15 protein-coding genes are annotated in these 13202 nt (G+C 39.1%); 13 read left to right on the top strand and 2 right to left on the bottom strand.

What is annotated here, in order from left to right; genetic code table 11:
• The first annotated feature begins 116 nt into the window (after window positions 1–116).
• The 13 genes from NDN60_RS07525 (at window position 117) to citG (ending at window position 10753) form a co-directional block, all read left to right on the top strand.
• The gene (locus NDN60_RS07525) at window positions 117–1466 is read left to right on the top strand and encodes a CitMHS family transporter (RefSeq protein ID WP_011374929.1); all 1350 of its coding nucleotides are present in this window, start codon (window positions 117–119) and stop codon (window positions 1464–1466) included.
• A 30-nt stretch (window positions 1467–1496) separates the two neighbouring features.
• Window positions 1497–1814, top strand: coding sequence for a hypothetical protein (locus tag NDN60_RS07530; RefSeq protein ID WP_056947973.1), 318 nt, complete (start codon window positions 1497–1499; stop codon window positions 1812–1814).
• The gene (locus NDN60_RS07535; protein WP_056947971.1) at window positions 1814–2203 is read left to right on the top strand and encodes an acetyl-CoA carboxylase biotin carboxyl carrier protein subunit; all 390 of its coding nucleotides are present in this window, start codon (window positions 1814–1816) and stop codon (window positions 2201–2203) included. The genes NDN60_RS07530 and NDN60_RS07535 overlap by 1 nt, the downstream gene beginning before the upstream one ends.
• Before the next feature lie 11 nt (window positions 2204–2214).
• Window positions 2215–3336, top strand: a complete 1122-nt coding sequence (locus NDN60_RS07540) for a sodium ion-translocating decarboxylase subunit beta (RefSeq protein ID WP_076632381.1) — start codon at window positions 2215–2217, stop codon at window positions 3334–3336.
• A gap of 13 nt (window positions 3337–3349) precedes the next feature.
• A complete protein-coding gene (locus tag NDN60_RS07545) occupies window positions 3350–3472 on the top strand; it encodes an OadG-related small transporter subunit (protein WP_011374925.1) in 123 nt (40 codons plus the stop codon).
• Window positions 3473–3474: 2 nt separating this feature from the next.
• Complete coding sequence (gene citC / locus NDN60_RS07550) at window positions 3475–4464, top strand: [citrate (pro-3S)-lyase] ligase (RefSeq protein ID WP_099947677.1); 990 nt, start codon at window positions 3475–3477, stop codon at window positions 4462–4464.
• 5 nt (window positions 4465–4469) lie between these two features.
• On the top strand, window positions 4470–4775 hold the full coding sequence (gene citD / locus NDN60_RS07555; RefSeq protein ID WP_011374923.1) for a citrate lyase acyl carrier protein: 306 nt from the start codon (window positions 4470–4472) through the stop codon (window positions 4773–4775).
• Window positions 4763–5641, top strand: coding sequence for a citrate (pro-3S)-lyase subunit beta (gene citE, locus NDN60_RS07560; RefSeq protein WP_041820867.1), 879 nt, complete (start codon window positions 4763–4765; stop codon window positions 5639–5641). Before citD ends, citE begins: the two co-directional genes overlap by 13 nt.
• Window positions 5641–7173, top strand: a complete 1533-nt coding sequence (gene citF, locus NDN60_RS07565; RefSeq protein ID WP_099947676.1) for a citrate lyase subunit alpha — start codon at window positions 5641–5643, stop codon at window positions 7171–7173. Before citE ends, citF begins: the two co-directional genes overlap by 1 nt.
• On the top strand, window positions 7166–7717 hold the full coding sequence (gene citX / locus NDN60_RS07570) for a citrate lyase holo-[acyl-carrier protein] synthase (RefSeq protein ID WP_157771047.1): 552 nt from the start codon (window positions 7166–7168) through the stop codon (window positions 7715–7717). Before citF ends, citX begins: the two co-directional genes overlap by 8 nt.
• Window positions 7711–9111, top strand: a complete 1401-nt coding sequence (locus tag NDN60_RS07575) for an oxaloacetate decarboxylase subunit alpha (RefSeq protein WP_099947674.1) — start codon at window positions 7711–7713, stop codon at window positions 9109–9111. Before citX ends, NDN60_RS07575 begins: the two co-directional genes overlap by 7 nt.
• 81 nt (window positions 9112–9192) lie before the next feature.
• Entirely contained in the window at window positions 9193–9888 is a 696-nt protein-coding gene (locus NDN60_RS07580) for a GntR family transcriptional regulator (RefSeq protein WP_011374918.1), read from the top strand.
• Window positions 9881–10753, top strand: coding sequence for a triphosphoribosyl-dephospho-CoA synthase CitG (gene citG, locus NDN60_RS07585; protein ID WP_056947954.1), 873 nt, complete (start codon window positions 9881–9883; stop codon window positions 10751–10753). The genes NDN60_RS07580 and citG overlap by 8 nt, the downstream gene beginning before the upstream one ends.
• Window positions 10754–10794: 41 nt before the next feature.
• Here the strand turns inward: citG and NDN60_RS07590 are convergent, their stop codons facing one another.
• Both NDN60_RS07590 and NDN60_RS07595 read right to left on the bottom strand, forming a co-directional pair.
• Entirely contained in the window at window positions 10795–12186 is a 1392-nt protein-coding gene (locus NDN60_RS07590) for an amino acid permease (protein WP_056947952.1), read from the bottom strand.
• 135 nt (window positions 12187–12321) lie between these two features.
• Window positions 12322–13086 carry a Cof-type HAD-IIB family hydrolase gene (locus NDN60_RS07595; protein WP_025016354.1) on the bottom strand — a complete coding sequence of 255 codons (765 nt, stop codon included), beginning with the start codon at window positions 13084–13086 and terminating at the stop codon, window positions 12322–12324.
• Window positions 13087–13202 lie beyond the last annotated feature (116 nt).

The raw sequence follows: 13202 nt of genomic DNA on the forward strand, positions 1-13202 counted from the left end.
TTGTTTTTTAAGTGTTCTTTATATTGTAAGCACTTTTATTGTGTTTTATAACAGGCTATTATGATGATAGGGATTCCGAAATGAAAGACAAAATATAAAGTAAAGAAGGTTAGAACATGCTATTAACTATTATTGCTTATGCTATGATTATTGTTTTTATGTATATTATCATGAAGAAAAAAATGTCACCTTTCACAGCACTAGTTATTATTCCACTGATCTTTGCTATTGTTGCAATGCTGACAGGTGTTGCTAAAAAAGGAACTTTGGGTGATTTCGTATTAGAAGGTATCAAAACTACAGCGAACACCGGTATTATGTTATTATTTGCAATTTTATATTTTTCAATTATGTTAGATGCGGGATTGTTTGATCCGATTACTAAGAAGATGATTCACTTCGCTAAAGGTGATCCGATGAAAGTTTTAATTGCAACAGCCGTTGTTGCGGCAACCGTTTCCCTAAATGGGGATGGGACAACAACTACTTTAATCTGTTGTTCTGCTTTTATTCCAATCTACAAAAAACTTGATATGAAACTAATGAACTTAGGTGTTTTAGTTATTTTACAAAATACGATCATGAATTTACTGCCTTGGGGCGGACCAACGGCTAGAGCAATGGCCGTTTTAAATGTTGATGCTAGTATTTTAGCCTATCTAGCACCAGGGATGATTTTAGCATTAGCCTACGTTATTTTCTACGTTGCACCACATATGGGACGTCAAGAACGTAAACGATTAGGTGTTAAGCAATTAACAGACGCTGAAATTGAAGAAATGACGGCTGTCACTGATCCAGAAGTTCAAAAAATGCGTCGCCCACAGAATTTTGTTTTTAATGGTATTTTGACAATTGTCTTAATTGGTTGGTTAGTTGCAGGGTCATTTATCTCAGCGATTGAAATGCCACCATTACTACTATTCCTTGTTGGCACATGTATTGCATTAATGGTTAACTATCCATCTTTAAAGGATCAATCTAAACGAATTGGTGAAAATGGTGGGGACGCCGTTCAAGTTGTTATCCTTGTCTTTGCAGCCGGGGTCTTCATGGGATTATTTCAAGGAACTGGAATGGCTGAAGCATTGGCACAAAGCTTTACTCAGATTATTCCGCACCAATTAGCCGGTTTCTGGGGCTTAGTCATTGCTGTTATTTCTGCACCAGGTGCGTTCTTTATCTCAAATGATGGTTTTTATTTTGGGGTATTACCGGTTCTAGCACAGGCGGGGCGTGCATATGGTTTCAGTAATATGGATATGGCTTTAGCTTCATTAATGGGTCAAGCATTCCATCTACTCAGCCCATTGGTTGCGTTTATCTATCTATTATTAAGATTAACAGGATTAGATATGGGGCAATGGCAAAAAGAAGCCGCTAAATATGCGTTAGGGGTGTTTGTCATCTTTGTGATTACAATTATTTTATCAGGTCATATGCCACTTTATATTCCACAACATTAAACATTCTTAATTGAAAGGAGAGATGATGAGATGTTTGGTTGGTTCAAAAAGCAAAAACAACCGGTATCTGAACCGCTTAAACAGCCAGAAGAATCTATAAAAGAAGAATGGCTAACGGTACCTAAATACGTCTCGGTTAATCCTAAGGCATATCCACAGGTGATATTAATTGCGACCAGTATTGCTAGTGGCGAAAATCCTCAGAGTCAATTTATTGTTCGGCGATTATTAGTGCCTAATCCAGAGGCAAAACGGGTTAGCATGATTGCCAGTTGTTTGATGGCGACACAAGAACAGCAACAATACGTTGTACGTTCAATTAAAAAGAGAGTGAGTGAGGAAGCATAATGTTAAGAAAATTCAAAATATCAATTGATGGTCAAGAATATTTAGTTGAAATGGAAGAAATTGGTGGCACACCAACACCGGTGGCACCAGTCACACAAGCTGTAGAACAACCTGCAGCACCGGCACCTGAAGCAAAATCAGAGAGTCAACCAGTTGTGAATCAAGCAGCAGCTGATGCTGATGCGATGGCAGCACCAATGCCCGGAACTGTTATCAAAATATTGGTAGCACCAGGCGATCAAGTTGTTGAAAATCAACCATTATTAGTTTTAGAGGCAATGAAAATGGAAAATGAAATCGTTGCTGACCGTGCTGGCCAAGTATCACAAATATTTGTAGAACGAAATCAATCGGTTAATGCAGGTGATGCATTAATTACGATTAAATAGGGGGGCTTATTATGGCGGCCTTAGTTCAAGGCATTACAAGTATTACGATCGGTCAAATTGTGATGATGCTGATTGGTTGTTTATTGATGTATTTAGGGATTAAAAAAGAATATGAACCTACCTTATTAGTACCGATGGGATTAGGAACGTTACTCGTTAACTTCCCAGGGACTGGGGTTTTAACACAAGTTGTGGGTGGTTCCAAAACAGAAGGCGTTTTAGATGTTTTATTCAATGCTGGTATTAATACCGAATTATTTCCGTTATTAATTTTTATCGGGATTGGTGCAATGATTGATTTTGGACCGTTACTACAGAATCCATTTATGTTATTATTTGGTGCGGCGGCTCAATTTGGAATTTTCTTCACCATTGTTGTCGCTGTGTTGTTCGGCTTTGATATTAAAGAAGCAGCTTCAATCGGTATTATTGGTGCAGCCGATGGGCCAACAGCTATCTTTGTTTCTAATCAATTAGCGCCGAAGTTACTAGGACCAATTACAGTGGCGGCCTATTCCTATATGGCGTTAGTGCCCATTATTCAGCCGATGGCAATTAAAGCTGTGACGACTAAAAAAGAACGTCAGATTCGGATGACCTATAAAGCAGAAAATATTTCAAAAATGACTAAAATTTTATTCCCAATCATTATCACCATTTTGGCTGGGTTTATCGCACCAATTTCATTACCATTAGTTGGTTTCCTAATGTTTGGTAATCTATTGCGAGAATGTGGTGTACTAGATCGGTTATCCAACACAGCTCAGAATGAATTAGTGAATATTGTCAGTATTTTATTAGGATTAACAATTTCAGTTAAGATGCAAGCTGGTCTATTTTTGAATGTTCAAACATTAATGATTATTGCGTTTGGTTTAGTCGCATTCATTATGGATTCAGTGGGTGGCGTGTTATTCGCTAAGTTATTAAATATCTTTAGAAAAGAAAAAATTAATCCAATGATTGGTGCTGCTGGTATTTCGGCATTTCCAATGTCAAGTCGAGTTATTCAGAAAATGGCATCAGAAGAAGATCCTAAAAACTTTGTATTAATGTACGCAGTTGGTGCAAATGTTTCTGGGCAGATTGCCTCAGTAATTGCCGGTGGGTTATTACTATCATTTTTCAGCTAGGAGGAGAAGCTTAATGTGGACTAATCTAGAAACTGCTTTAGAATTAATGATATTCGGAATGGGTGGCGTTTTTCTAGTACTTTTTATCCTTTTCGTCGCAGCTAAATTATTAATCAAGTTCTTTCCGGTTAATTAAAAATGGTAACGAGTAAACGGATTTGGTTAACGATTAATCAAGAAGAAGCGCAAAAATGGCAAGTGCTATTAAATGAATCTGGTTTAACGGCGGATTGGCAAGTTGATTATACGGTTGGTTTGTTTGAAGGTGAAGAATTGATCGCCACCGGCTCAGTTTATGACAATATCATCAAATGTGTTGCAATTAAGAATAACCAACAGTCCCAGAATTTACTAGCATTAGTGGTTCAAGATCTGTTGACTTATCTGGAAGAACTTCAAAAACATCATAGTTTTGTTTATACAAAACCAGCAACAGCTGTCTATTTTGAATCATTAGGATTTAAAGTCATTGTAAAAACGGATACTGTTGTTGTTTTGGAACGAGGTTTTCCTAATATTGACACCTATCGTCAGAAATTACTAACTGCCAAAAGAGAAGGCCGGCGGATAGGCGCTATTGTAATGAACGCTAATCCACTGACTCTGGGACATCAATATTTGATTGAAACAGCGGCTGCCGCTAGTGATGTACTATATCTGTTTGTCGTTTCTGAGAATCGCTCGACTTTTTCAGAAGCGACACGCCTTGAGATCGTTCGTCAAGTGACGCAAGATAATCCTAAGATCGTGGTATTGCCAACCGATAACTATATTGTTTCCAATATGACGTTTCCAACTTATTTTTTAAAGGAAAAAGCGAATCAAGATATTGCTAAGGTACAAGCTAAAGTTGATGCCACTTTATTTCTAGAAATTATTGCACCTATTTTATCAATTCAAACGCGTTGGGTGGGTGAAGAACCTTTATCGCCAGTGACGCAAATTTATAATGAACAAATGATGGCCGTTTTTGGGAATAAACTTAAACTAAAAATCATCCCAAGGCTCACACAAGATGGCACGGTGATTAGTGCAACTCGCGTTCGGGCCGCGATTGAGCAGGATGATTGGGAAACGGTTCAAAAATTAGTACCACAACAGACTTATACAATTTTGAAAGGGAGTTAGGGCTAATGGAATTAAAGCAAATTGCAACAGCGGGGACGATGGAATCAAGTGATATTATGATTACCTTAAGTCCCAATAAGACAGGTTTAGAAATTAAACTACAAAGTAATGTTGAAAAACAGTTTGGTCAACAGATTAGAACGATGATTGAATCCGTATTAAAGCAATTTGAGATTACAAACGTTACGGTAGATGCAGTTGATAAAGGTGCTTTGGATTGTACGATTAAGGCCAGAACCATTGTTGCTGTTTATCGCGGCCTAGGTAAAGAAGATTACGATTGGGAGGAGATTAACAAATGGATCGCTTAAGAAGAACAATGATGTTTGTACCAGGTGCTAACCCTGCAATGTTACGGGATGCAATTTTATATGGTGCAGATTCGATTATGTTTGATTTAGAAGATGCTGTTTCAATGAAGGAAAAAGACTCAGCACGCTTGTTAGTCTACTCAGCTTTAAAGACATTTGATTATCAGAGTGTTGAAACTGTTGTTAGAATTAATGAATTATCTAGTGGTGGTCGTCAGGATATCGAAGCCATGATTTTAGGCGGTATTAATGTTATTCGACTACCTAAAACTGAAACAGCCGATGATATCAGAGCTGTAGATGCTGCGATTGAATCAGTTGAAAGTCACTATCAAATACCAGTTGGGACAACTAAAATGATGGCTGCGATTGAATCAGCTGAAGGGGTATTAAATGCACGTGAAATTGCTATCGCTTCAAATCGAATGATTGGGATTGCACTTGGGGCCGAAGACTATGTTACTAGTCAAAAAACAAGACGTTATCCAGATGGTCAAGAGTTGTTTTTTGCTAGAAATTATATTTTACATGCAGCACGTGCAGCAGGGATTGCCGCGATTGATACTGTTTATTCAGATGTTGATAATGAAGACGGCTTACGACAAGAAGCAAGTCTCATTAAACAATTAGGATTTGACGGAAAATCTGTTATCAATCCACGCCAAATTCCAATTATTAATGCAATCTATGCACCAACGCAAGCTGAAATTCAAAATGCAAAAGAAGTATTAGCCGCAATTGAAGAAGCAGAATCAAAGGGTTCTGGTGTAATTGCGATTAACGGAAAAATGGTTGATAAACCAATTGTTGAACGGGCATATCGCGTTTTGGCAATGGCAAAAGCAGCTAATATGGAGGTAAAATAATGACGATTAATCAAGTCGGTCGGGATATTCCAGATCAATACGCAAGCCAATATGGCGTTTATGCTGGCGAATTAACCAACATTAAAGATTATCAACGTGCTACTAAAAAAGTACATCCTGTTAAACCAAGAGATAGTAAGCTATTAGCAAGTATTCATGATGCTATTATTCAAACTGGTTTAAAAGATGGTATGACGATTTCATTCCATCATCATTTTAGAGAAGGCGACTATATCATGAATATGGTATTAGCTGAAATTGCTAAAATGGGCATTAAGGATCTTGCAATTGCACCGAGTTCAATTGCAAATGTACATGAACCATTAATTGATTATATTAAACAAGGTGTTGTGACCCACGTTACCTCTAGCGGATTGCGTGATAAAGTTGGTGCGGCAATTTCAGAAGGTATTCTAGCTGATCCCGTTATTATTCGTTCTCACGGGGGCCGTGCCAGAGCAATCGAACGTGGTGATATTCATATTGATGTAGCCTTTTTGGGTGCACCTAGTGCCGATGAATATGGTAACGCTAATGGTGTAAAGGGTAAAACAACGTGTGGGTCATTGGGGTATGCAATGGTTGATGCACAATATGCAGATCAAGTGGTAATCATCACTGATAGTTTGATGCCATATCCTAATACACCAATCAGTATTCCGCAAACATTGGTAGATTATGTTGTTGAAGTTGATGCGATTGGAGATCCAGAGGGGATTGCCAAAGGTGCAACTCGTTTTACGAAGAATCCTAAGGAACTATTAATTGCTGAGTATGCGGCTAAAATGATTACAGAATCAACCTATTTCAAAGATGGTTTCTCATTCCAAACCGGTACCGGTGGGGCAGCACTAGCAGTGACCCGCTTTTTGAAGCAGGCAATGATTGATCAAAACCTTAAAGCAAGTTTTGTTTTAGGCGGTATTACGAATGCAATGGCAGAACTATTAGAAGATGGCTTAGTAGAGAAAGTAATTGATGTTCAAGATTTTGATCATCCATCAGCGATTTCACTAGGTAAAAATAGTGAACATTACGAGATCGATGCTGCTATGTATGCATCACCTTTGAGCAAAGGTGCAGTAATTAACCAATTGGATATTGCAATTTTATCGGCATTGGAAATTGATACGCAATTTAATGTGAATGTGATTACCGGATCAGATGGTGTACTGAGAGGCGCGTCAGGTGGCCATTCAGATACAAGTACAGCTTGCAAGATGAGTATGGTGATTGCGCCAATCGTTCGAGGAAGAATTCCAACGATTGTTGACCAAGTGACAACGGTGGTTACGCCTGGCAGCAGTATCGATGTGGTCGTTACCGAACTTGGGATTGCGATTAATCCACTGCGAACGGATTTAATTGCTGCTTTCAAAGATAGTAAAATCCCACAACTGACAATTGAGGCCTTAAAAGAAAAAGCTTATGCAATTACGGGTGAACCGGCACCTATTAAATATGGGGATCGGCTAGTTGCCTTAATTGAATACCGTGACGGTACATTGATCGATGTGGTCAAAAATGTCTGAATTCCGGCAACTAACAGGTCCAGCCATCGATTTAGGTCAGATGTTAACAGCACGTGAGCAGCGTGTTGTTAATCAAACAAGATTGCTTAAAAAATATCCAGAAGCGACTTTACTATGTGGTACGATGCGGATTCCGGGCCCGATAAAAACCGGACCTAAATTAAAAGGACTGGTTCAACAATTTTGTGAAACTATTCAAAAACAATATAAGGATAAACTTGTTGACCAGTTAATCAAGCTTGAAGCAATAACAGGTCCAGAATTTTATTTTGTTTTAAATATCGCACCAAAACAGATTAAGCAAGAGATGGTTCGCTTTGAGCAAGGCAATCCCTTAGGGGCAATTTGGGACTTGGATGTCTTGTATTGGGAGTCGGAACAATTAGTACAAGTCAGTCGCGTAGCTTTAGGGGCACCAAGACGAACCTGTCTAGTTTGTGGTCAGGATGCAAAAAATTGTAGTCGTTCACGGCAGCATGGTCTGTTAGAAGTCCAACTAAAAATTGAACAAATAATCGAAGAAGGTTGGGATGCTAGATGGTGAATCGGAAAGTAGAAATAACGGAAACTGTTTTACGAGATGGTCAGCAAAGTCTGATTGCAACTAGAATGCCAATTGCGGATATGCTACCAATCTTGAAAACAATGGATCAGGTTGGTTATCATGCGCTCGAAGTTTGGGGTGGTGCAACTTTTGATGCTTGTATTCGTTATTTAAATGAAGACCCTTGGGAAAGATTACGACAGATTCGTAAACAAGTACCACACACAAAACTACAGATGTTATTACGGGGCCAAAATATATTAGGATATAAAAATTATGCTGATGACGTTGTTGAAAGTTTTATCGAGCGGTCGTTGGCAAATGGTATTGATATCATTCGTTTATTTGATGCTTTAAATGATACTCGTAATTTAGAAACAGCTTTAAAAGCAACTAAGAAATACGGTGGGCATGCCCAAATGACAATTGCTTATACAACGAGTGCTTTTCATACTGTGCCTTATTACGTTGAGTTAGCCGTTAAAATGGCTAACATGGGTGCTGATTCGATTTGCATCAAAGATATGGCTGGTATTTTAACACCTCAAACAGCTTTTGACCTAGTTGCTAAAATAAAGGCAGCGATTGATTTACCTTTAGAAGTGCATACTCACGCAACAAGTGGTATTGCAGAAATGACCTATCTTAAAGCAGTTGAGGCCGGTGCTGATATTATTGATACAGCAATCTCACCATTTGCTGGCGGGACAAGTCAACCAGCGACTGAATCAATGCTAATTAGTTTGCAAAATTTAGGTTATGAAGTGGATTTAGATCAAACTAAATTATCAGAAATTGCGGATTACTTTGCACCTATCCGAGATCGTTTTCGAGAAGAAGGAATCCTTAATCCTAAGGTGAAAGATATTCAACCTAAGGCGCTTATTTACCAAGTGCCTGGCGGGATGCTTTCTAATTTGCTTGCACAATTACAGGCCCAAAATATGGCAGATGCGTACCAAGAAGTACTGGAAGAGATTCCTAAAGTACGCGCCGATTTAGGCTATCCACCATTGGTAACGCCGTTGTCACAAATGGTTGGGACGCAAGCATTAATGAATATAGTTTCTGGTCAACGCTATCAAGTGGTACCTAACGAAATCAAGGACTATGTTAAGGGATTATATGGGCATCCGCCAGTATCTATTAAACCGGAAATGGTTACTAAGATTATTGGCGACCAACAGCCTATTACACAACGGCCAGCTGATTTATTAGCACCGCAATTACCTGAATTTGAAAAAGAGATTCAACAATACGCACATAATATTGAAGATGTTTTGATGTATGCACTATTTCCTGAACAGGCGCGTGATTTCTTAGGTCGTCGTGAAGATCGTTTCTATGATGTACCAGTTCAAAAAATAGATATTCAATTTGAGACGGAATTTTAAATATACGTTTTGTTCTGGTAGTTAACAAGTGCTAAGCAATTTAGTATATAATGAGGCTAAAAACAAGAAGGGTGTATTGGCATGGATAAAATCGTTAATGCAGTCGCTAAGAATCTTGACCTCTCACAAAATCGTCCCATTAAAGAATTAATTTATGAGGCTCTTCGAAAAACGGTTATTCTAGGGGATATTCCTGCAGGTGTTAGAATTAATGAAAAGTATTTTTCAGAGATGATGAATATTAGTCGGACACCAATTCGGTACGCGCTAAAACGATTAGCCGATGAAGATTTAGTGATTAGAAAACCAGGCATAGGTGTTATTGTTAAGGGGATTTCTGTGAAGGATGCCTATGAAATTTATGCAATTCGCAAAGAACTTGATGCTTTGGCAACGCGCCAGGCGATGCGGTTAATGACAACGGCTGAATTTGAACAATTAAACCAATTGTTATTAGAGACTAGGCGTTTGAATGAAGCGGGCGACGTAACCGCTGTTTTACAGAAATTTTCTGAATTCAATCAGTTTATTTATGATAAGAGTCAGATGTATCGGTTAAAATCAATTGTTGTTGAATTACAGGAATACCTAGTTTATTTTCGAGATATCTGTATTAGAAGTACTGATAGATGTGATTTGGCATTAGCAGAACATTGGTTAATTTATCGTGGTATGTTGAATCAGGATATTAACCAAATTAATCTAATCACCCATGAGCATTTGAATCATTCACTAGATTTTATTGTTAAGGAAATGAGGCATCGTCATCTTGAATAGCGATTTAAAAGCGATTGCGATACTTGCATACCAATCACTAATTGCAGAAGTGCAATTAGCGCCTAAGCCAGGATTAGTCGATCCAGAATCAAATGGCGCCCATGATGATATGGATTATCCGCTTTTTTTAAAGAGTATTGCTGCTCTAAAAGCATATTTATTGGCGTATATTGAAGCTGGTTACCAAAGCACCTCTGATCAGCAACTTTTCTTAACATTAAGACAAATTGGTCAAGACGCCGAAAAGCAGATGTTACTGGCAACGAGCCAAATCAATACGCATAAAGGTGCTAACTTTTCCTATGCTTTTATTTTAGGCGCAATAGGACGAGCTGGACAGACTTTGACACTATCTAAATTAGTTGAGCAAAACTTTAAACCAGTTTTCGAGATTATTCGCAATATGACCAAGGGACTTGTGAGTCGGGATTTTAGTCAAATGACAGATAAAACACAGCTTAGTTACGGTGAGCAACTTTATGTAGAATACGGCTTTACAGGAATTCGGGGCGAAGCAGAAGCGGGTTATCCATCACTTGAATATATCGCTTTACCAACTTTACAAAAATATAGAATGCTGCCAGAAGATGATCGCCACTTACTATTGATGTTAACGCTGATGACTGAGGTCCAGGATATGAATCTTGTTCATCGAGGTGGCATTGATGGTTGGCAAATGGTTCAAAAAGTAGCAGCTGAAATTTTACAAGAAACAGATGATATGGTACTTGTTAGAAGAAAATTACGGCAATTTGATGCTCAGTTAATTGAAGCGCACCTCAGCCCAGGTGGAACCGCTGATTTATTGAGTTTAGGGATATTCTTAGAGCGTTTAAAATATAGTATGGCCACACAAAAAGCGTAACACTCAATTGATTATTGAGTTGTTACGCTTTTTTTAATACCTTACATTCTTTGTTGACTATGGTGATAGCTATAACTAAAGTAAATCACCAATCCGATAACGAGCCAGATGACAAAGACAATCCAAGTTGTCATTTGCAGTTGCGTCATTAAGAGGACGCAGAGGATGCATGAGAGGATTGGCACGATAGGATAGAGCGGTACTTTGAAGCCTTGAGGCAACTCATTGTAGTTTGGAATTCTTCTTAAGAAAATCACACCTAATGAGACAGTTGCAAAGGCAAAGAGGGTGCCGATATTAACCAATTCGGCAATTTTATCAAGCGGTACGAGGGCAGCCACGATACTGGTAACGACTGCAAAAATCCAAGTATTGGCAACTGGTACATGTGTTTTAGGATTAATCTTGGCAAAGACGGCTGGTAATAAACCATCACGACTCATTGCGAAGATTAAACGTGTTCCACCGTAAGTCATCACGAGTAAAACGGTTGTCATCCCAGCGACGGCACCTAATGAGATAATGCCGGCCACCCAGTTTTGGTGCATCAATTGTAATGCGAAAGCCACAGGATCACCAACGTTTAATTTTGTATAGTGAACAACCCCTACTAATACTGTTGCGACAGCGGCATATAGTAATGAAGCAATTAACAATGAGGCGATAATCCCGATTGGCATATCACGTTGGGGGTTAATAACTTCTTCAGAGGCCGTTGAAACAGCGTCAAACCCAATATAAGCGTAAAAGGCCAGGGCTGCACCAGATAAGACACCTGAGGCACCATAAGGGAGGAATGGTTGGAAGTTTGCTGGTTTAACGTAGAAAATGGCAACGCCAAGGAAAATGACGATGACGGCAATTTTAACGCCGACCATAATGGTATTAATCCGGGTAGATTCGCGCATACCATTTGAGAGTAAGAAACCGACAATTAAAACAACAATTCCGGCAATTAAATTAACACCGGCTGGTTTACCAGGTTCCCACGCTGCCGAAAGCGCAGTTGGTAAATGAAGCTCAAAGCCGGCCATTAAATTTTGAAAATAAGCTGACCAACTAACCGCAACTGAAGCAACCGCAAATAGATATTCTGAAACCAGTGCCCAGCCTAAAATCCAAGCGACTAATTCGCCAAAGACGGTGTAGACGTAAGTATAGGCACTACCAGCTAGTGGAATGGTAGAAGCAAATTCAGAATAACAAAGGGCTGCTAGCGCACAAACAACGGCCGCTAATAAGTAAGATAACATTGCCCCTGGACCGGCATATTTAGCCGCAATAATTCCGGGTGTGATGAAAATACCGGCCCCCACAACGGCGCCAACCCCCATAGCGGTTAAGCCGACCGCTGTTAAGTTTCGTTCAAGTAAGCCATTTTTAAATTGACTTGCATCGATTTTCTTTTTAGCAAATAAAGAATGTTTGGACATAATAGGACTCCTTTGATTAATCATTTAGTAGTAAATAGTTATTATTGTAAGCTGTGAAGGAGCAAACAGTCAATAGGGATAAGCAATAAAAAACACCATGCCGTGCGAGCGGAATGGTGTTTAAATAGCACTAGCTTAGATTAATTTCCAGTGTCTTAAGCCTTCAATAATGCCACCTTCTACGTTGGCTGATGTGATGTATTTAGCTTGGGCCTTAGCTTCTGGAATGCCGTTGCCCATGGCTGTTGGATAATCGACGTAACTAAGCATCGGGATATCGTTGCGACCATCACCAAAAGCATAAGTTGGCATGTCTTCTAATCCTTGAGAAGCAAGTAGTCGCTTAATACCAGTTTGTTTAGAACCGTTCTTTTCAACAGTATCGATTGAATAAGGTGTGTTCCGGTAGAATGTTAAATCGTCTGTTGCATAAGCCGCATCATTGTCGTTCGTCAAAATTAACAGCATATAAATTGGATGATTTAAGTAATATTCTGGATCAACACTTGGTACTGGTGCGTTGACTTCAGCATAAGCATCTTTAGCTGCTTGTGTAACACTGGTAATTCGAATGGCTTGATCATCATAAAAGGCAACTGCTTCGCCAGCTTCTTGAGCGATTGTAACCACTTGTTCAATCGTCTTAGTTGGAATAGTGCCTTGGTAAACCGGTTGGCCTTCAAATTGAATGTAACTACCGTTTAATGCGATGAATGAGTCAATCCCGGTAATTGCTAATGCCTCTTGAATTTCAAGTGGTGAACGGCCGGTAGAAATGATTGGGAGGTAATGGTTGGCGCGTAGTTGTTTAACAGCGATGGCGACTGCTGGGTCCACGCGAGAGTGTTCATTGTAAAGTGTCCCGTCAAGATCAAAAAATACAAGTCCTTTATAGGTCAAAATAAGTGCCTCCTAATATCATAATAAACTCCATGCTAGCATGGTTTCAGCATGCATGCAAATAAACGTCCTTCCGGTTTACAAGATGGCTAAATTGTTCATGTGTTTGATTAATA

It is taken from the genome of Latilactobacillus sp. (assembly GCF_033176295.1).
Lineage (GTDB): Bacteria > Bacillota > Bacilli > Lactobacillales > Lactobacillaceae > Latilactobacillus > Latilactobacillus sakei.

Bases quoted from the DNA above. Each gene is read 5' to 3' on its own strand.
- NDN60_RS07525 (WP_011374929.1), top strand. From the start codon at position 117: ATGCTATTAACTATTATTGCTTATGCTATGATTATTGTTTTTATGTAT.
- NDN60_RS07530 (WP_056947973.1), top strand. From the start codon at position 1,497: ATGTTTGGTTGGTTCAAAAAGCAAAAACAACCGGTATCTGAACCGCTT.
- NDN60_RS07535 (WP_056947971.1), top strand. From the start codon at position 1,814: ATGTTAAGAAAATTCAAAATATCAATTGATGGTCAAGAATATTTAGTT.
- NDN60_RS07540 (WP_076632381.1), top strand. From the start codon at position 2,215: ATGGCGGCCTTAGTTCAAGGCATTACAAGTATTACGATCGGTCAAATT.
- NDN60_RS07545 (WP_011374925.1), top strand. From the start codon at position 3,350: ATGTGGACTAATCTAGAAACTGCTTTAGAATTAATGATATTCGGAATG.
- citC (WP_099947677.1), top strand. From the start codon at position 3,475: ATGGTAACGAGTAAACGGATTTGGTTAACGATTAATCAAGAAGAAGCG.
- citD (WP_011374923.1), top strand. From the start codon at position 4,470: ATGGAATTAAAGCAAATTGCAACAGCGGGGACGATGGAATCAAGTGAT.
- citE (WP_041820867.1), top strand. From the start codon at position 4,763: ATGGATCGCTTAAGAAGAACAATGATGTTTGTACCAGGTGCTAACCCT.
- citF (WP_099947676.1), top strand. From the start codon at position 5,641: ATGACGATTAATCAAGTCGGTCGGGATATTCCAGATCAATACGCAAGC.
- citX (WP_157771047.1), top strand. From the start codon at position 7,166: ATGTCTGAATTCCGGCAACTAACAGGTCCAGCCATCGATTTAGGTCAG.
- NDN60_RS07575 (WP_099947674.1), top strand. From the start codon at position 7,711: ATGGTGAATCGGAAAGTAGAAATAACGGAAACTGTTTTACGAGATGGT.
- NDN60_RS07580 (WP_011374918.1), top strand. From the start codon at position 9,193: ATGGATAAAATCGTTAATGCAGTCGCTAAGAATCTTGACCTCTCACAA.
- NDN60_RS07590 (WP_056947952.1), bottom strand. From the start codon at position 12,186: ATGTCCAAACATTCTTTATTTGCTAAAAAGAAAATCGATGCAAGTCAA.